The organism is Mycobacterium sp. NPDC050041, from assembly GCF_049541695.1.
Classification (GTDB): Bacteria; Actinomycetota; Actinomycetes; order Mycobacteriales; family Mycobacteriaceae; genus Mycobacterium.
This window is the reverse complement of sequence record NZ_JBMVDG010000002.1, coordinates 682270-700251: the sequence shown is the minus strand read 5'-3', so window position 1 is coordinate 700251 and position 17982 is coordinate 682270. Positions and strand designations below refer to the sequence as shown.

Here is a 17982-nt window from a genome sequence, read left to right as displayed (position 1 = left end):
GTCAGGCGCCCAGGAAGTTCGGCGGCCGCTTCTCGATCCGCGCCACCTGCGCCTCGATGATGTCCTTGCTCGCCCAGGCCCGGTCGAACAGCTCCTGGTGCACGGGCCGCGGCTCGTCGTAGGCGCCGTCGTCGTTGAGCACCCGCTTGGCGTGCTGCAGCGCCAGCGGCGCGTACCCGGCGATCTCCTGCGCCAGGGCCTGCGCGTCGGCCAGCGTCCCGATGCGGTTGGCCATACCGGTCTGCAGGGCGACGTCGGCGGTGAGCCGGTCGGCGGCCATCAGCATCCCGCGCGCGCGGCCCGCCCCGACCAGCGACGTCAGCCGCCGGATGCTCCAGTTGTCGAGCGCGATGCCGTACTTCGCCACGGGGAACTGGAAGTACGCCTCCGGCGCGACGACGCGCAGGTCGCAGATCATCGAGAGGATGACCCCGGCCCCGATCGCCGGGCCGTTGATCGCGCCGATGACCGGCACCGGCGCCGCATCGATGGCCAGGTTCAGCGCCCTGGCCCGGTCGGGCAGGTCCTCGGCGACACCCGACGGGTCCGACAGGTCCGCACCGGAGCTGAACACGTGGCCCTGGCCGGTCAGCACGATGGCGCGGACGTCCTCGGTGGCGGCCTTCTCGATCGCTTCGCGAAGGCTGTCGACGAGTTCGCTGTTCAGCGCGTTGCGCCGTTCGGCGCGCTGCATCTCCAGGGTCAGCACGTGGCCGTCGCGGGTCACTCCAATCATGGCGCCAACCTATATGAAGCCCGGCCGCGGACTCGGTCCGAGTGTTCGCCACCCCTGCACCGGGATGGTGGAATCGGACGGTGACGCGGAACAGGTGGCGGGTGCCGGCGGCCGTCCTGCTCGCTTCTGTGCTCATGGCGTGCACGGCGTTCGAGGACCGCCAGGACGAGATCGACTCGATCACGGCCGCGATGCGCAGCGTGCCCGGCGTCACCCGCGCCGAGCCGACATACGTCAACAGCACATCGCTGGGCGCGACGTTCACACTCGCGGTCGAGGTGCGGCACGCCATCTCGCCGGAGCTGCTGGAGCAGGCCGGCGGCCGGTTCGTCGTCGAGGTGGACGACCACGGATTCCCCGAGTACATCGTGTCGCTGAAGGTCCAGAGCGCGTCGGTGGACCGGACGGAGGGGTCGTCGGGCGCCTCCTTTCGGCTCACGGACAACCGACTCGGGCGCAACCCGGTGAGCGCGGACGACGTGGCCGGCGACCTGCGCCTGTGGGCGGAGGCGATGCAGTTCCCCGGCGTGGTGTCGGTCCAGCTGAGCCGGCCGGCCGAACCGGCGAGCGAACCCGGGGTCAACGATCGCCTGCTCGACGTCCGGGTCGCCGACCGCGAGGCCGGCGCCCGGTTGCAGGCACGATTCCCGCAGACATCGGGGCACTGGCAGCTCGCGCCGCCCCCTCCTGGCTAGCCTTCCTCCATGAGCCGGATCGGTGCGCTGCAGATCCGCGACGCCGTGCTCGACCCCGGTTCGTTCCGGAGCTGGGACGGCCCGCCGGTGCCCGTCGCCACCAGCGACGCCTACCGCGAAGAACTCGCCGACGCCGCGGCCGCCACCGGGCTGGACGAGGCGGTGCTGACCGGCGAGGGCACCGTCTTCGGCCGACGGGTGGCCGTGGTGGCATGCGAGTTCGACTTCCTCGCCGGATCCATCGGGGTGGCCGCCGCCGAGCGCATCGCCGCGGCCGTCGCGCGCGCGACGGCCGAGCGGCTGCCGCTGGTGGCCTCCCCCAGTTCCGGCGGCACCCGCATGCAGGAGGGCACGGTCGCCTTCCTGCAGATGGTCAAGATCGCCGCGGCCGTCGAACTGCACAAGCGGGCGCACCTTCCCTACCTGGTGTACCTGCGCCACCCCACGACGGGCGGGGTGTTCGCCTCCTGGGGCTCGCTCGGACACGTCACCGCCGCCGAGCCCGGCGCCATGATCGGATTCCTCGGGCCTCGGGTGTACCGGCACCTCTACGGCGAAGAATTCCCTGAGGGCGTGCAGACCGCGGAGAACCTGCACCGGCACGGGGTGATCGACGGCGTGGTGCCGCTGGAGTTCCTGCGCTCCACCCTGGACCGCACCCTCACCGTCATCGCCGACCGGCCGGAGCCGACGCCGCCCGCTCCGCTCGCCGAGGCCGCCCGCACCGACGTGCCTGCCTGGGAGTCGGTCACCGCGTCGCGCCGGCCGGACCGTCCCGGCGTCGCCTATCTGCTGCGGCACGGCACCACCGAACGCGTGCTGCTGTCGGGCACCGGCAGGCACTCGACGACCCTGCTGGCGCTGGCCCGCTTCGGTGGACAGCCCGCCGTGGTGGTGGGTCAGCAGCGGGTGGTGGGCGGGTTGGTCGGGCCTGCCGCGCTGCGCGAGGCGCGCCGCGGGATGGCGCTGGCCGCCGGGTTACGGCTGCCGCTGGTGCTGGTGATCGACACCGCGGGCCCCGCGCTGTCGACCGAGGCCGAACAGGGCGGGCTGGCCGGCGAGATCGCCCGCTGCCTGGCCGAACTCGTCACCCTGGACACCCCGACGGTGTCGGTGCTGCTCGGACAGGGCAGCGGCGGGCCCGCGCTGGCGATGGTGCCCGCCGACCGGGTGCTGGCCGCCCAGCACGGCTGGCTGGCGCCGCTGCCGCCGGAGGGCGCCAGCGCGATCGTGTACCGCGACACCGACCATGCACCGGAACTCGCTGCGGCACAGGGCATCCGGTCGGCCGACCTGCTGCGGGACGGCATCGTGGACGCCATCGTGGCCGAGCACCCCGACGCGGCCGACGAACCGCAGGAGTTCACCGTGCGGCTGTCGGCGTCGATCGCCGTGGAACTGCACCGGTTGCGCGAGGATCCCGACGGCGACCGGCTGACCCACCGGCTCGCGCGTTACCGCCGCATCGGCCTGCCGTGAACGGCCGCTACCCGCCCAGCTCGGACACCTCGGCGTCGAGAATGGCGGCCTGCTCGGTCAGTTCGCGATCCGACGGGTCGTCGCCGAGGCGGGCGGTGAGGTCGCCGTGGGTGATCACCTCGAGGGCGCCCCGGTACTCGTCGGAGGTCAGCTGTTCGGCGGTGACCACCTCGGCGCGGCCCTCGATCAGGACGAGCACGGCGTCGCCCTCAGCGCTCTGCAGTCGGCGCACGTCGTCGGCGGAGACCGTCATCACTGCCCCCGCCCGGTCCGCTGCTGCAGACGGTCGATCATCTCCGACGCCTGCGCCTTGGTCAGGTCGTCGGGCACCTCTTCGCCGGCCTCCTGCGCCAAGGTGCCCAGATAGCTGCGTTGCGGTCCGGTCATCGGCTCGTCGCCGGTGACCCAGTCCGACGCGTCCTTCTCGGCGTTCTCCTGGGGGGCTCGCCCCACGTCTTCAGTCATGACTGTTCTATGCCCGCTGCGGGCCGCATCTATGCGTGTGATCCGAACATCAGTGCGAAGAAAATGGCGCCGCTGGTGACCAGGTTCAGCGGCAGTCGCAGCAGGCTGCGCCGGGTCCACCGCACCGCCGCCGCTTCGTCGACGGCGGCGGGGTCGGTCCGCTCGAACTCGGCCGCCTTGGGGATCACGTCGAGCAGCGACCAGACCCGCGCCCCGGCGTGCGCGGCCAGCGCGACCAGCAGCGGGTACCGCGTCTCCGGCCGTCCCCATGCCGCGATCACCGAGGCCACCAGCAGCACCTCGAAGGTCACGTGCGCCGGGAGCCAGAACCGCCGTCGGGAGATTCCGCCGTTGCGCTGCTGGACGATGCCGGGCCGCTTGGGCCAGAACGGGTCGATGGCGAGGTGCTCGTAGAGCCCGCCGCCGAGCAGGACGCCGGAGAACAGCGCGGTGGTGGCGATCAGGACGAGCGTCGGGGTCCACACGCGGTCCCATTATCCCGGCTCGTCCGGTGCACACAGGTATCGGTGCACCGTCGGCGCCAGCCAGGCCACCACCTCGTCACGGGTCATGTCGACCACCGGGGGCAGTTCCAGGACGTAGCGGCACAACGCCAGCCCGAGCATCTGCGTGGCGATCAACGCGGCGCGCCGGGCGGGTTCCGCCGGCCCGACCTTCGTGAGCACGGGCAGCAGCTGCGCACTGAAGATCTCCCGCATGCGTTGTGCGGCATCGGAATTCGTCGTGCTGGACCGCAGCAGCACCACGAGCGCTTCGTCGCGCTCCCACCGGTCGACGAAGTGGCTGACGAGCAGCCGGCCGAGGTCGTCGAGCGGGACGTCGGTGACCTCGGGCAGTTCCAGGTCGAAGTCCGCCGCGGCGGCGAACAGCTGGTCCTTGCTGCCGAAGTACCGCATCACCATCGACGGGTCGATGTTCGCGTCCGCGGCGATCGCCCGGATGGTCGCCCGTTCGAACCCTGATGCGGCGAACCGCTCGCGGGCGGCGGCGAGGATCACCGCCTTCGTCTCGACCGATGATCTGCGCATGCCAACAACTGTATGCCAACAGGTGTTGACTTTCTGCCATCATCGGCGCACAGTTATGCCAACAAGCGTTGGCATTGACCGAAGGAGCGGACCATGAACGACACCGACGTCCTCATCGTGGGAGCCGGCCCGAGCGGCCTGACATTGGCCGCGTCGCTGCTCAGGCATGGTGTGCGAGCCACGATCGTGGACCGGCAGCCCGAGGGGGCCAACACGTCGCGGGCCGCCGCGGTCAATGCACGCACCCTCGAGGTGCTCGAAGACCTCGACGTGTCGCGCCGGCTGGTCAAGCAGGGCGTGCAGGCGCCGCGCTTCTCCATCCGCGACCGGGCGCGCACGCTGATCCCGATCGACTTCAGCGTCCTGCCGTCGCCCTACCCCTACACCCTGCTCGTCCCGCAGAGCACCACCGAACAGGTGCTGCTGGACCGGCTCGTCGAGCTGGGCGGCACGGTCGTCCGGCCGAAGACGCTGACGTCCATCACCCAGGACGCCGACGGGGTGACGGCGGAGTTCGACGACGACGCGCTGCGCGCCCGTTACGTCGTCGGCGCCGACGGCATCCACAGCACCGTGCGCGAACACGCCGGCATCGGCTTCACCGGAGGCGCCTACGACGAATCGTTCGTGCTCGCCGACGTCCGGTTGACCGGCGACGCGCCGACCGAGGAGGTCGTGCTGTTCTGGGCGACGGCCGGGCTCACCGTGGTGGCCCCGCTGCCCGACGGCACCTTCCGCATCGTCGCCCCCGTCCCCGACGCACCGGAGGAACCGTCGATCGATTTCGTCCAGCAGCTCCTCGACGACCGGGGCGCAGGCGCGGGCAGCGTGCGGGTGACCGAGGTGGTCTGGGGGTCCCGCTTCCGCATCCAGCACCGGGTGGCCGACACGTACCGCGCGGGCCGGCTGCTGCTGGTCGGCGACGCCGCGCACGTGCACAGTCCCGCGGGCGGACAGGGCATGAACCTGGGCATCCAGGACGCCGTCGCGCTGGCCGGCGCGCTCACCGGGGTGCTCGCCGGCGGACCGGCCACGCTGCTCGACGACTACAGCGACACCCGCCGACCGATCGCCCGCGACGTCGTCACCCTGACAGACCGGCTGACGCGGCTGGCCACCCTGCCTCGCGGACTGCGCCCGCTGCGCAACGTGGCGATGAGCCTCGCCGGCCGGGTGCCCGCGGTGCGACGCGCGCTGGCCTGGCGGCTGTCCGGCCTGGTGTACCGCTAACCGTCGAGGCCGAGGACGCGCACGCTCTCCTCACGCATCTCGACCTTGCGCACCTTGCCGGTGACGGTCATCGGGAACTCGTCGACCACGTGCACGTACCGAGGAATCTTGTAGTGCGCCAACTTGTTCCGAGCGAAGGCCCGCACCGCGTCGGCGTCCAGCGCGGCGCGGCCCGCCTTCATCCGGACCCACGCGCAGATCTCCTCGCCGTACTTCTCGTCGGGCACCCCCACCACCTGCGCGTCCTCGATGTCGGGATGGGTGTAGAGGAACTCCTCGATCTCGCGGGGATAGACGTTCTCGCCCCCGCGAATCACCATGTCCTTGATCCGGCCGACGACGTTGCAGTAGCCGTCCTCGCGCATGACGGCGAGATCACCGGTGTGCATCCAGCCGTCGGCGTCGATCGCCTCGGCCGTCTTCGCATCGTCCTCCCAGTAGCCGAGCATCACCGAGTAACCCCGCGTACAGAATTCGCCCGTCTCACCGCGCTGCACGGTCTCGCCGCTGCCGGGGTCGACGATCTTCACCTCGACGTGCGGATGCGCCCGGCCGATCGACGCGGTCCGCCGCTCCAGGTCGTCGTCGATCAGCGTCTGGCACGACACCGGAGAGGTCTCCGTCATGCCGTAGGCGATCGCCACCTCGGCCATGTTCATCTCGGCCACACACCGTTTCATCACCTCGACCGGGCACACCGAGCCGGCCATGATGCCGGTGCGCAGCGAGGACAGGTCGGCATCCGCGAAATCGGGATGGCCGAGCATCGCGATGAACATCGTCGGCACGCCGTAGACGCCGGTGCACCGCTCCTGTTCGATCGCGGCGAGGGTCAGGCCGGGATCGAAGCCGGGCGCCGGGATCACCATCGTGGTGCCGTGCGCCGTGCACCCGAGGTTTCCCATCACCATGCCGAAGCAATGGTAGAAGGGCACCGGGATGCACAACCGGTCATCGGGACCCAGATTGATCAGCTCCGTCGTGAAGTAGCCGTTGTTGAGGATGTTGCGGTGCGACAGCGTCGCGCCCTTTGGGAAACCCGTTGTCCCCGAAGTGTACTGGATGTTGATCGGGTCACGGTTGTCCAGCTGCGCCATCCGGTCCCGCACCGCGTCGACGGAGACCCGCTGCTGCTGCTGCAGGGCGGTCCACTCGTCGGTGCCCAGGAACAGCACGTCATGCAGAGCCGGGCAGCCGGGGCGCACCTCGTCGACCATGGCCCGGTAGTCCGAGGTCTTGAACGAGGTCGCGGCGATCAGCGTGCGCACGCCGGACTGCTCGAGCACGTACGCCAGTTCGTGCGTGCGGTACGCGGGATTGACGTTGACCAGGATGGCCCCGATCTTCGCCGCGGCGTACTGCACCATCGTCCACTCCGCGCAGTTCGGCGCCCAGATCCCGACCCGGTCGCCCTTCTGCACCCCGAGATCCATCAAACCGGCGGCGGTGCGATTGATCTCGTCGTCGAGCTGCGCGTAGGTCCAGCGCCGGCCGGTGGCCACCTCGACCAGCGCGTCGACGTCGGGATGCGCCTGCGCCGTCCGCTCGAAGTTGGCCCCGATCGTCTCCTCGAGCAGAGCGACGTCGGTGGGTCCGCGGTCGTAGGCTTCCATGCCCGCCATGGTCCACGTCACACCCACCACCTGTCACCCCGCATCGGTCGTGTATGCACGAGGAGTGGTCGCCGTTCACCCTTTCCGCATCGCCGTCCCCGACGCCGCCCTCACCGACCTCAGGTACGAGACTGGCCAACACCAGGTGGCCGGAGGGCGAGACCGTCACCGACTGGAGCCAGGGCGTCCCGCTGGCCTACACCCGCGAACTCGCCGGCTACTGGGCCGACGGCTACGACTGGCGCGCCCGTGAAGCCGCGCTCAACCGGTTCGACCAGTTCACCACGGAGATCGACGGACTCGACATCCACTTCGTCCATCAGCGCTCCTCCCGTGACGACGCGTTCCCGCTGCTGATCACCCACGGCTGGCCCGGGTCGATCGTGGAGTTCCACAAGGTGATCGAGCCGCTCAACGCCGCGGGCTTCGACGTCGTGTGCCCGTCGCTGCCCGGATACGGCTTCTCGGGCAAGCCGACCGGCACCGGGTGGGGTGTCGAGCGGATCGCCGCCGCATGGGACACGCTGATGGTCCGGCTCGGGTACCACCGCTACGGCGCGCAGGGCGGCGACTGGGGCGCCGCGGTCACCACGCAGATCGGCCGCAACGTCGGGTCATGCGTTGCCATCCACCTGAACATGCCGATCGGCAGACCGCCGAAGGACCTCTCCGACGCCACCGAGGACGAGCAGCGGGCGCTCGCCCGCGTCGCCGAGCACCAGCGCTGGGGCACCGGCTACTCCAAGGAGCAGTCCACCCGGCCGCAGACCGTGGGCTACGGGCTGGTCGACTCCCCGGTCGGACAGCTGGCCTGGATCGTGGAGAAGTTCTGGGCGTGGACCGACTGCGACGGGCATCCCGAGAACGCCGTCAGCCGCGACGAGATGCTCGACGACGTGATGCTGTACTGGCTCACCGCGTCGGCGGCGTCCTCGGCACGGTTGTACTGGGAGAGCTTCACCAGCTTCGGCGGCGGCGATCCGGTCACCCTGCCCACCGGGGTGGCGTCCTTCCCGAGGGAGATCCTGCAGTCGTCACGCCGGTGGTGCGAGCCGAACTACCACATCACCCACTGGACGACGATGCCGCGCGGCGGGCACTTCGCCGCGCTCGAGCAGCCCGAGTTGTTCGTCGACGACGTGACCGCGTTCTTCGACACGATTCGCTGAAGCCGACTACCTGAGATTGCCGCGTTGAGATTGCACTCAGATCGCGATTGCGGACGTATTCGCGATCTGAGCGCAAAGTCAACGGCTCAGGCGAGCGAGTCCTGCCACGCCCGGTGCAGCGCGGCGTACCGCCCGTCGCGGGTGATGAGCTCGGCCGGCGGGCCGTCCTCCACGATGCGGCCGTGCTCGAGCACCAGCACGCGGTCGGCGATCTCCACGGTCGAGAGCCGGTGCGCGATCACCAGCGCGGTGCGGTCGGACAGCACGGTCTCCAACGCCCGCTGCACCATTCGCTCACTCGGGATGTCCAGAGACGAGGTCGCCTCGTCGAGGATCAGCACCGCCGGGTCGGCCAGGAATGCCCGCGCGAACGCCACCAACTGTCGCTGCCCCGCCGACAACCGGCCGCCGCGCTTGGCCACGTCGGTGTCGTAGCCGTCGGGCAGCGTCGCGACGAACCGGTCCGCGCCGACGGCGACCGCGGCGGCCCGCACCTCCTCGTCGGTGGCCTCGGGCCTGCCGAATCGGATGTTGTCGGCGATGGTGCCCTCGAACATGAAGTTCTCCTGGGTCACCATCACCACGTGGCGGCGCAGTTCGCTCTGCGACAGGTCGCGCAGGTCGACGCCGTCGAGGGTGACCGCGCCCGAGGTCGGGTCGTAGAACCGGGCGATCAGCTTCGCGATCGTCGTCTTGCCCGCGCCCGTGGTGCCCACCAGCGCGACGGTCTGCCCCGCGGGCACGTCGAGATTCAGCCCGGGCAGCACCGTCCGGCCCTGGGTGTACTCGAATTCGACGCCGGAGAACGCGATCTCACCCCGCACCCGATCCAGCTTCACCGGATTCTCCGGATCCTCGATGCCGGGCCGCTCCGCCAGCACCCCGGCCAACTTCTCCAGCGCCGAGGACGCCGACTGGAAGGTGTTGAAGAACTGCGAGATCTCCTGCATCGGCTCGAAGAACATCCGCAGGTACAGCAGGAACGCCGTGAGCGTGCCGATCGTCATCTCGCCGTGCAACACCCGATAGCCGCCGTAGAGCAGCACCACTCCGGTGGTGACGTTGCCGACCAGCTTCACGCCGGGCATGAAGATCGCGAGCAGCTTGAAGGTCTTCTCGTTGATCTCGCGGTACTCGTCGGCGATGTCCTCGAAGATCTCCTGGTTGCGCGGCTCGCGGCGATAGGCCTGCACGGCCTTGATGCCCGTCATCGTCTCGACGAACTGCACGATCACCAGCGCCGCGCTCTCGCGCACCTTGCGGTAGGTCTTGGCGGACTCGGTGCGGAACCACCACACCAGCGCGACCAGCAGTGGGAACGCGGCCAGGCACATCAGGCCCAGCTTCACGTCGAGCACGACGAGCAGCACGGCCGTGCCGACCAGCGTCAGCACGGCGGTGATGAGCGAGTCGAACCCGGTCTCCAGCATGTCCTGGATGGCCTCGACGTCGTTGGTCGACCGGCTGACCACCCGGCCCGAGGTGTAGCGGTCGTGGAACCGGATGTCGAGCCGCTGGAAGTGCCGGAACACCCTGCGCCGCAACTCCAGCAGCACCTTCTGGCCGATGCGGCCGGAGCGGCGCAGGAAGAACATCCGGCTGATGGCCTGCACCACCACGACGACGCCCAGCGACGCGACGATGAGCATCAGCTCGCGGGCCGACCCGCCGTCGACGATCGGCGGGATGCCGCGGTCGATGCCACGCTGCACGAGCAGCGGCACCGAGAGCCGGGCGGCGTTCTCCACCACCACGACCAACGCCAGCAGCCCGACCGTCAGGCGGTAGGGGCGCAGCAGAGAGCCCAGCAGCGCCCGGGCCTCGCGGCGGCGCGGCACACTCTCGTCGATCGGAAGGTCGTCGTCGCCGCTCTCCTTGACCCGCCCGCGCCAGTCCGTGACGGTCATCGCGCCTCGGCCTCGGACGTCACGAAAGGCCGCTCCGCACAGGCGTCGTCGGTGGCCTCCTGCTCCTCGTAGGCGCGGTCGAGGCGGCGCCGGTCCTCGTCGTCCTGCCAGGCGCAGCTGCGCTCGGCGCCGTCGTCGAGCTGGTCGTCGTCGGCGGCCAGCAGGTAGCGGTACTGCGGCACGTCGGCCAGCAGTTCGGCGTGCGTGCCGATGTGGGTGATGGTTCCGCCGTCGCGGGTGGGGCCGATCAGTGCGACCTTGTCGGCGAGCAGCACGGTGGACGCGCGGTGCGCGACGACGATGCCCGTCACCGAGTGCAGCACCCGGCCCAGCGCCTCGGTCACCACGGCCTCGGTGTGCATGTCGAGCGCCGAGAGCGTGTCGTCGAGCACCAGGATCTTGGGCCCGGCCAGGATCGCCCGGGCCAGCGACAGCCGTTGGCGCTGACCGCCGGACAGACTCATGCCCTGCTCGCCGATGCGGGTGTCCAGGCCGAACGGCAGGTCGTAGACGAACTGCGCGGCGGCGACCTCGACGGCCTCGGCCAGCTGCTCGTCGGTGGCGTCCGGGCGGCCCAGCCGCAGGTTTTCCGCCACCGACATGGAGAACAGCGTCGGGTCCTCGAACGCGGTGGCCACCGCCTCACGCAGGGCTGGCAGCGGCAGCTCGCGGATGTCGCGGCCGTCGATCCTGATCGACCCCTCGGTGACGTCGTAGAGCCGCGAGAACAGCGCGGCCAGCACCGACTTGCCCGAGCCGGTCGGCCCGACGAGCGCCAGCGTCTCCCCCGGTTCGACTGTCGCGGTGACGTGCCGCAGGGCCCACTCCTCGCTGTCGGGGAACCGGAATCCGACGTCGACGAGTTCGAGGCGGCCGCCGCGCGGTGCCGTCTGCGCCGGCCCGTCGGTGATCTCCCGTGGCGCGTCGAAGATCTCGGCGATGCGGTTGGCGGCCGTGAACGACTCCTGTGTCATCGACAGCAGGAAGCCCAGCGAGGCGATCGGCCACACCAGCGACAGCATCATCGTGATGAACGCGACGAGCGTGCCAAGCGTGACCTGGCCCTGGCCCGCGGCGTACGCGCCGAAACCCAGCACCACGATCAGCGTCAGGTTCGGGATGATCTCGAGCAGCGTCCAGAACTTCGCGGACACCCCCACCCGCTTCACCTGCGTGTCGTAGAGGTCGGTGAGTTGTTGGTCGAACCGGTCGTAGACGTAGTCCTCGCGGCCGAAGGACTTGACCACCCGCAGGCCGAGCGCCGACTCCTCGACGTGGGTCGCGACATGGCCGGACTGGTCCTGCGCCAGGCGCGACAGCATGGTGTAGGACTGCTGGAAGTGCAGCACGATCAAGGTGATCGGGACGATCGAGACCAGCACGACCACGCCGAGCGGCCAGTACATCGCCAGCAGGATCGCCGTCACCACAGTGATCTGCAGGAAATTGAGCACCAGGAACAGCAGCCCGAACGACATGAAGCGCCGGATCGTGCTCAGGTCGTTCATCATTCGTGACAGCAACTGCCCGGACTGCCAGCGGCCGTGGAAGCTCATCGGCAGGATCTGCAGGCGCGCGTACAGATCCTTGCGGATGTCGGCCTCGACGCCCATGGTGGCGCGCGAGCTCAGCCAGCGCCGGATGAACCACAGCACGGCCTCGGTGATGCCGACGCCCATCGCCGCGGCGCCGAGCAGCCACAGCCCCTGCTGGTCCTGGTGGCGCACCGGGCCGTCGATGACGGCCTTGGTCATCAGCGGGATCGACACCGTGGCGCCCAGGCTCGCGATCGCGATGACCACCATCGCCGTCCACCGCATGCGGTACGGCAGCAGGTAGGGCAGCAGCCGCCACAGATCCGAACTCGCGCGCGGCCGCACCCGTGGCGGTGCTATCGCGGGCGCGGCGTTCAGGGCGTCACTCACTGGCTCGGGCACTCAGAACATCTTCCCATCCGCCACAACCGAATAACGTCACGCGGCGACCCCGGCGTCCTGCGGGCCGAACTGCGTCTCGTAGAGCACCGTGTAACGGCCGCCGCGGGCCAGCAGTTCCCGGTGCGTGCCGCGTTCGACGACCCGGCCGTCCTCGATCACCAGGATCTGATCGGCGGCCCGCACCGTCGAGAGGCGGTGGGCGATCACGATGGACGTGCGCCCCGCCAACGCCTCGCCGAGGGCCTGCTGCACTGCCGCCTCCGACTCGGAGTCCAGCGATGCCGTCGCCTCGTCGAGCACCACCACCCGCGACCTCCCCAACAGCAGGCGGGCGATCGTCAGCCGTTGCCGCTGCCCGCCGGACAGACGGTAACCGCGCTCTCCGACAACGGTGTCCAGGCCGTCGGGCATCTCGCCGATCAGGTCGGCCAGCCGAGCCCGCCGCAGCGCCGACCACAGGTCGGCCTCGGTGGCCTCCGGGGCCGCCAGCAGCAGGTTGGACCTGATCGACTCGTGGAACAGGTGACCGTCCTGGGTGACCATCCCGACGGTGTCGCGCAGCGACTCGAACGTCACGTCACGCACGTCGGCGCCGCCCAGCCGGACCGCGCCGTCGTCGACGTCGTACAGCCGGGCCAGCAGCGCCGCGATCGTCGACTTGCCCGCGCCGGACGAGCCCACCAGCGCGACCATCTGCCCCGGCTCCGCGGTGAACGAGATGCCGTGCAGCACCTCCTCGCCGCCGCGGTCGTCGAGCGTCGCGACCTCCTCCAGCGAGGCCAGCGACACCTTGTCGGCCGCGGGATAACCGAACCGCACCTGATCGAACTCCACGGCGACCGGGCCCTCGGGCAGCGCCACGGCGTCGGGCTTCTCCCGGATCAGCGGCACCAGGTCGAGCACCTCGAAGACCCGCTCGAAGGAGACCAGCGCGCTGGCGATCTCGACGCGGGCGTTGGCCAACGCGGTCAGTGGCGCATACAGCCGGGTCAGCAGCAGCGCGAGCGACACCACCGCGCCGGTCTGCAGGTGCCCGCCGATGGCCAGCACCCCACCGAGGCCGTACACCAGCGCCAGCGCGAGCGCCGACATCAGCGTCAGCGAGTTCATGAACGTGGCCTGCAGCATCGAGGACCGCACCCCGATGTCGCGGACCCGCCCGGCACGCGCCGCGAACTCGCCCGACTCCTGCGTCGGCCTGCCGAACAGCTTCACCAGCGTCGCGCCCGGCGCGGAGAAGCGCTCGGTCATCTGGGTGTTCATCGTCGCGTTGTAGATCGCGGCCTCGCGGCTCAGGTGCGCCATCCGGGCGCCGATGCGGCGGGCGGGCACCACGAACAGCGGCATCAGCACCAGCGACAGCAGGGTGATCTGCCACGAGATGCCGATCATCACGGCCAGCGTCAGGGTCAGCGTCACGACGTTGGAGACGACGCCGGACAGCGTGTCGGAGAACGCCCGCTGGGCGCCGATGACGTCGTTGCCCAGCCGGCTGACCAGGGCGCCGGTCCGGGTGCGGGTGAAGAACGCGACCGGCATGCGCTGCACGTGGTCGAACACCGCGGTGCGCAGGTCCAGGATCAGACCCTCACCGATGGTCGACGACAGCCAGCGCGTCAGCAGCGACACCGCCGCCTCGGCGACCGCGACGCCGGCGATGACGACCGCCAGCACCACCACCGCACTTGCCGGACCGCCCGCGGTGATCACATCGACCACCCGCCCGGCGAGCAGCGGCGTCGCCACCGTCAGCAACGCCGTCACCACGCTGACGCCGACGAACACCCCCAGCCTGCGGTGATGGCGTGCCGAGAACCGCCAGATCCGCTTCAGCAGCGTGCGGTCGGCCAACGACCGCAGATCACCGCCGCGGGCGTGCGTCTGCCGGTACAGCGATTGCCGGGCAACCGTCTCCAAGCTCATGTTTTCACCGTAGAACCTCAACAATGGATTAGGTCAAAGCCTTCCGGCCCGGCGAAATCGCCGTCCTGGCCTGCAGCGTTCCCCGATGGGCCGCGCGCCAACCGGGCACGACCCGTCAAACGATGCCGAAGTACCCGATCACTCCCGCGACGGCGACCACCAGCAGCGGGTTGAGCTTGGTGAAGACGAACACCGCCGTGCAGACGGCCGTCAGCAGATAGGCCCGCCAGTCGTGGTCGGCCGACCGGCTCATCACCAGCGACGTGGCGAGGATCAGCCCGACGGTCAGCGGCGCGAAGCCCTTCTCCACGGCGATCCGCAACCGCGACCTCTGCGCTCGCTGCCAGAACTGGGTGATGATCAGGACCAGCGTGGCCGCGGGCAGCACCATCGCCACCGTGGCGACCACGCCGCCGACGATCGCGCCCGGCACTCCGCCCGCCTCCAGGCCGGCCGCGTAGCCCACCATCCCGACGATGAGGATGCTGGGACCCGGCGCCGACTGGGAGATCGAGAACAGGTCGGCGAACTGCCCGTCGGTCAGCCAGTGCCGTTCGTGCACCGCCCGGGCGTGCATCTCGGGCAGCACGGCGTTTCCGCCGCCGATCGACATCAGCGACAACGACCCGAACAGCGCGATCAGCTGCAGGTAGGTGCTCACGTCTCGGTGGCCGCTTCCGCCGTCCGGCGCGGCCACGCCCAGAGCACGCTGAGCGGCGCGAGGATCGCCAGTACACCGAGCAGTGGCCAGCGCAGCACCCCGTTGAGCACGAACGCCGCCGCGAACAGCGCGACGGGCACGAGACCGGTGAGGCACTGTCGCCCGGTCTGGATGACCATCGCCACGGTCAGCGCGACCGCCGCCGCCGACGCGCCGTGCAGCACGCCCGCGACGGCGGGCACCTCCTTGAACCGGAAGTACAGGAACGACATCACCAGGATGATCACCAGCGGCATGAAGCACAGGCCGGCCACCGCGGCGACGGCCCCCGCGACGGAACGCATCTTGGAGCCGGCGAACACCGCCATGTTGACCTGGTTCGCGCCGGGCAGGATCCGGCACATCGTCATGGCCGAGAGGAACTCCGCCTCACCGAGCCACCGCTTCTCGACGACCAGGATCTCCCGCGACCACGCCGACAGTCCGCCGCCGAACGACGCCAGCGCGATGTGGTTGAACGTCCAGGCGATGTCGAACAGTGAGACCGGCTTGTCGGTCTCACTCATGGTCGACGTGCGCATCGGCAGGAAAGTCGAGGTGCGTCTCGTCCTCGTGATGGTGCGCCGGCTCGAGGGGGTCGGGTGGCTCGTAGTGGTGCGACGTCTCCCAGTCGCCGTCGAAGACCTGCTTCAACCGCGCCACGGCTTCGGGGTCGCTCGTGATGACGCCCAGCTCGCGGCGCAGGTCGAATGCGCTGCGGTCGATGTTCATCGAGCCGAGCAGCGCCTGGCTGTCGTCGATGATCAGCAGCTTCGCGTGCACCCGCAGCTGCTTCTGCTTACGCACCTTGACCCCGAAGCGGCGCAGGGTGCGCAGCGAGGCGAACGTGTCCAGCACGTCCCACTCGCTGATGCCGTGCCTGCCGCCGCACAACACGTGCACCTTCACGCCGCGGTCGGCGGCGGCGGCGATGTGGTCGAGGATCACGGCGTCGACGTACTTCGGGTGCTGGATGTCGAGGCGGTGGGTGGCGGCGTCGATGAACTGCGCCATCCGGTAGCGCGAGTTCGCGTTGCTCCACAGCAGGCCGTCGTTCTGCGCGGGGGACCAGTCCTCGTGGTTCCAGTCCGCGTGGAACGCCTCGGTGATCTGGGCGACGTGATCGCGGTCGGTGGTGATGATCCCGTAGTCGCGGGTGCGGGTGAAGTACTTGGTGCACAGGTTGAACGTGGCGATCAACGCCGCGTCGCCGTCGACGACGATGGACTTCTCGTGCGTCACGTAGAACTTCGGGTTGCACCACTGCACCTCGACGCCCGCCGCGCGGAGTCGTTCGTAGGTGTCGTCGTTCGCCCGGTCACCACCGGACCGCTTGGCGTTCAACATCACCCGCACGTCGACGCCCGCGGCCCTGCGCGCGATCACCGCGTCGATGAGGCTCTCGTCGGTGAAGGTGAACTGCTTGACCAGAAGGCGCTCGCGGGCCGACGAGATGAACTCCCGAACCGGGGCCAGCCCGTCGTCGGGTTCCACGATCAGATTCGACGACGGCACAAGTTCCGGATGCTAGCACCGCAGCGCAGCCAGCAAACGACGATGGGCGTAACTTGTGGGCCGTGATCAACGACTCCTCGGCGTCACGCCCGAAGCTCGACGCTTGGGAACGACGCACCGAGTGGCCCCTGGCGGCGGTCGCCGTCGTGTTCCTCATCGCCTACGCGATCGACGTGCTCGCCCAGCCGCAGGGCGCGGCCGACGTGGCGATCGAGGTGGTCGCCTGGGGTTCCTACGCCGTCTTCGCCGTCGACTACGTCATCCGGCTGAGCCTGGCCACCAACCGCTGGCGGTGGTTCTTCCGGCACCTGTTCGATCTGGCGATCGTGCTGCTGCCGCTGCTGCGGCCGCTGCGCCTGGTGCGGCTGGTCATCCTCATCTCCGTGCTGCAGCGGGCGGTCGGCAATGCGATCCGCGGCCGGGTCGTCATCTACACGATCTCGGCGGCCGTCCTGCTGGTGTTCGTGGCGTCGCTGGCGGTGCTCGAGAGTGAACGCGACCACGCCGACCCGCACATCACGAATTTCGGTGAGGCGCTGTGGTGGTCGATCACCACCATCACCACCGTCGGCTACGGCGACCTCACCCCGCTCACCGGCACCGGCAGGGTGATCGCGGTGCTGCTGATGATCGGCGGCATCAGCCTCGTCGGTTCCATCACCGCCACCCTGGCGTCGTGGATCGTGCAGCGCGTCGCCGACGAACAGTCGGCCGAGGAGGCGGTGACCACCGCCCACGTCGACCGGGTGCTCGCCGAGATCAAGGACTTGCGCGGCGAGATCGCGCTGCTGCGCGAGGAGGGACGCGGTCCCGGCGGTCAGCCTCCCCCAGCGTGACCCGGCCATCAGGCAAGATTGCGGGCATGGACAGTGGAGTGCCTTCGCCCCGCGTGCTCGTGGTGGACGACGACCCCGACGTGCTGGCGTCGCTCGAGCGCGGACTGCGGCTGTCCGGGTTCGACGTCTCCACCGCCGTGGACGGCGCCGAGGCGCTGCGCAGCGCCACCGAGACCAGGCCGGACGCGATCGTGCTCGACATCAACATGCCGGTGCTCGACGGTGTGAGCGTGGTGACCGCGCTGCGCGCGATGGACAACGACGTGCCGGTCTGTGTGCTGTCGGCGCGCAGCAGCGTCGACGACCGGGTGGCGGGGCTGGAGGCCGGGGCCGACGACTACCTGGTCAAGCCGTTCGTGCTGCAGGAGCTGGTGGCCCGGGTGAAGGCGCTGCTGCGCCGCCGCGGATCGTCGGCCACCATCTCGTCGGAGACCATCCAGGTCGGCCCGCTGGAGGTCGACATCCCGGGCCGGCGGGCGCGCGTCAACGGCGCCGACGTCGACCTCACGAAGCGGGAGTTCGACCTGCTCGCGGTGCTCGCCGAACACAAGACCGCGGTGCTGTCGCGGGCCCAGCTGCTCGAGCTGGTGTGGGGATACGACTTCGCCGCCGACACCAACGTGGTCGACGTGTTCATCGGCTACCTGCGCCGCAAGCTCGAGGCCAACGGGGCACCGCGGCTGCTGCACACCGTGCGCGGTGTGGGTTTCGTGCTGCGGACCCAGTAG

17 protein-coding genes and 1 pseudogene are annotated in these 17982 nt (G+C 70.0%); 6 read left to right on the top strand and 12 right to left on the bottom strand.

Going from position 1 to position 17982, the window contains the following annotated elements:
* Position 1: 1 nt before the first annotated feature.
* Positions 2-736 carry an enoyl-CoA hydratase gene (locus ACPCHZ_RS08760; RefSeq protein WP_364975315.1) on the bottom strand — a complete coding sequence of 245 codons (735 nt, stop codon included), beginning with the start codon at positions 734-736 and terminating at the stop codon, positions 2-4.
* Between the two features lie 80 nt (positions 737-816).
* Between ACPCHZ_RS08760 and ACPCHZ_RS08755 the strand changes: the two genes are divergently transcribed.
* The gene (locus ACPCHZ_RS08755; RefSeq protein ID WP_423484362.1) at positions 817-1431 is read left to right on the top strand and encodes a hypothetical protein; all 615 of its coding nucleotides are present in this window, start codon (positions 817-819) and stop codon (positions 1429-1431) included.
* Positions 1432-1440: 9 nt separating this feature from the next.
* Complete coding sequence (locus ACPCHZ_RS08750; protein ID WP_423484361.1) at positions 1441-2910, top strand: carboxyl transferase domain-containing protein; 1470 nt, start codon at positions 1441-1443, stop codon at positions 2908-2910.
* Positions 2911-2917: 7 nt separating this feature from the next.
* On the opposite strand, the gene ACPCHZ_RS08745 is transcribed toward ACPCHZ_RS08750, so the two are convergent.
* Genes ACPCHZ_RS08745 through ACPCHZ_RS08730 form a run of 4 tightly spaced genes read right to left on the bottom strand, consistent with a single transcriptional unit; the run spans position 2918 to position 4424 of the window.
* Positions 2918-3163 carry a hypothetical protein gene (locus ACPCHZ_RS08745; RefSeq protein ID WP_423484360.1) on the bottom strand — a complete coding sequence of 82 codons (246 nt, stop codon included), beginning with the start codon at positions 3161-3163 and terminating at the stop codon, positions 2918-2920.
* Positions 3163-3375, bottom strand: coding sequence for a DUF3072 domain-containing protein (locus tag ACPCHZ_RS08740; RefSeq protein ID WP_269892721.1), 213 nt, complete (start codon positions 3373-3375; stop codon positions 3163-3165). The genes ACPCHZ_RS08745 and ACPCHZ_RS08740 overlap by 1 nt, the downstream gene beginning before the upstream one ends.
* Before the next feature lie 29 nt (positions 3376-3404).
* Positions 3405-3860 carry a hypothetical protein gene (locus tag ACPCHZ_RS08735; protein ID WP_423484359.1) on the bottom strand — a complete coding sequence of 152 codons (456 nt, stop codon included), beginning with the start codon at positions 3858-3860 and terminating at the stop codon, positions 3405-3407.
* 9 nt (positions 3861-3869) lie between these two features.
* Positions 3870-4424, bottom strand: coding sequence for a TetR family transcriptional regulator (locus ACPCHZ_RS08730; protein ID WP_423484358.1), 555 nt, complete (start codon positions 4422-4424; stop codon positions 3870-3872).
* 93 nt (positions 4425-4517) lie between these two features.
* Between ACPCHZ_RS08730 and ACPCHZ_RS08725 the strand changes: the two genes are divergently transcribed.
* Complete coding sequence (locus tag ACPCHZ_RS08725; RefSeq protein ID WP_423484357.1) at positions 4518-5654, top strand: FAD-dependent oxidoreductase; 1137 nt, start codon at positions 4518-4520, stop codon at positions 5652-5654.
* Here the strand turns inward: ACPCHZ_RS08725 and ACPCHZ_RS08720 are convergent.
* The gene (locus ACPCHZ_RS08720; protein WP_423484689.1) at positions 5651-7267 is read right to left on the bottom strand and encodes an AMP-binding protein; all 1617 of its coding nucleotides are present in this window, start codon (positions 7265-7267) and stop codon (positions 5651-5653) included. The genes ACPCHZ_RS08725 and ACPCHZ_RS08720 overlap by 4 nt on opposite strands.
* 64 nt (positions 7268-7331) lie before the next feature.
* Here ACPCHZ_RS08720 and ACPCHZ_RS08715 point away from each other — a divergent pair.
* A pseudogene (locus ACPCHZ_RS08715) lies at positions 7332-8436 on the top strand (epoxide hydrolase family protein).
* Positions 8437-8522: 86 nt separating this feature from the next.
* On the opposite strand, the gene ACPCHZ_RS08710 reads toward ACPCHZ_RS08715, so the two are convergent.
* The 6 genes from ACPCHZ_RS08710 to ACPCHZ_RS08685 form a co-directional block, all read right to left on the bottom strand.
* A complete protein-coding gene (locus tag ACPCHZ_RS08710) occupies positions 8523-10343 on the bottom strand; it encodes an ABC transporter ATP-binding protein (protein ID WP_423484356.1) in 1821 nt (606 codons plus the stop codon).
* Complete coding sequence (locus tag ACPCHZ_RS08705; protein WP_423484355.1) at positions 10340-12280, bottom strand: ABC transporter ATP-binding protein; 1941 nt, start codon at positions 12278-12280, stop codon at positions 10340-10342. The genes ACPCHZ_RS08710 and ACPCHZ_RS08705 overlap by 4 nt, the downstream gene beginning before the upstream one ends.
* A 36-nt stretch (positions 12281-12316) precedes the next feature.
* Positions 12317-14203 carry an ABC transporter ATP-binding protein gene (locus tag ACPCHZ_RS08700; protein ID WP_423484354.1) on the bottom strand — a complete coding sequence of 629 codons (1887 nt, stop codon included), beginning with the start codon at positions 14201-14203 and terminating at the stop codon, positions 12317-12319.
* 115 nt (positions 14204-14318) lie between these two features.
* The gene (locus tag ACPCHZ_RS08695) at positions 14319-14864 is read right to left on the bottom strand and encodes a chromate transporter (RefSeq protein WP_423484353.1); all 546 of its coding nucleotides are present in this window, start codon (positions 14862-14864) and stop codon (positions 14319-14321) included.
* A complete protein-coding gene (locus ACPCHZ_RS08690; RefSeq protein ID WP_364975348.1) occupies positions 14861-15430 on the bottom strand; it encodes a chromate transporter in 570 nt (189 codons plus the stop codon). Before ACPCHZ_RS08690 ends, ACPCHZ_RS08695 begins: the two co-directional genes overlap by 4 nt.
* A complete protein-coding gene (locus ACPCHZ_RS08685) occupies positions 15423-16397 on the bottom strand; it encodes a phospholipase D-like domain-containing protein (RefSeq protein ID WP_423484352.1) in 975 nt (324 codons plus the stop codon). Before ACPCHZ_RS08685 ends, ACPCHZ_RS08690 begins: the two co-directional genes overlap by 8 nt.
* 83 nt (positions 16398-16480) lie before the next feature.
* Between ACPCHZ_RS08685 and ACPCHZ_RS08680 the strand changes: the two genes are divergently transcribed.
* On the top strand, positions 16481-17254 hold the full coding sequence (locus tag ACPCHZ_RS08680; RefSeq protein ID WP_423484351.1) for a potassium channel family protein: 774 nt from the start codon (positions 16481-16483) through the stop codon (positions 17252-17254).
* A gap of 17 nt (positions 17255-17271) precedes the next feature.
* Positions 17272-17982 (top strand): response regulator transcription factor, encoded by a 711-nt coding sequence (locus ACPCHZ_RS08675; protein WP_364976731.1) that lies wholly within the window; start codon positions 17272-17274, stop codon positions 17980-17982.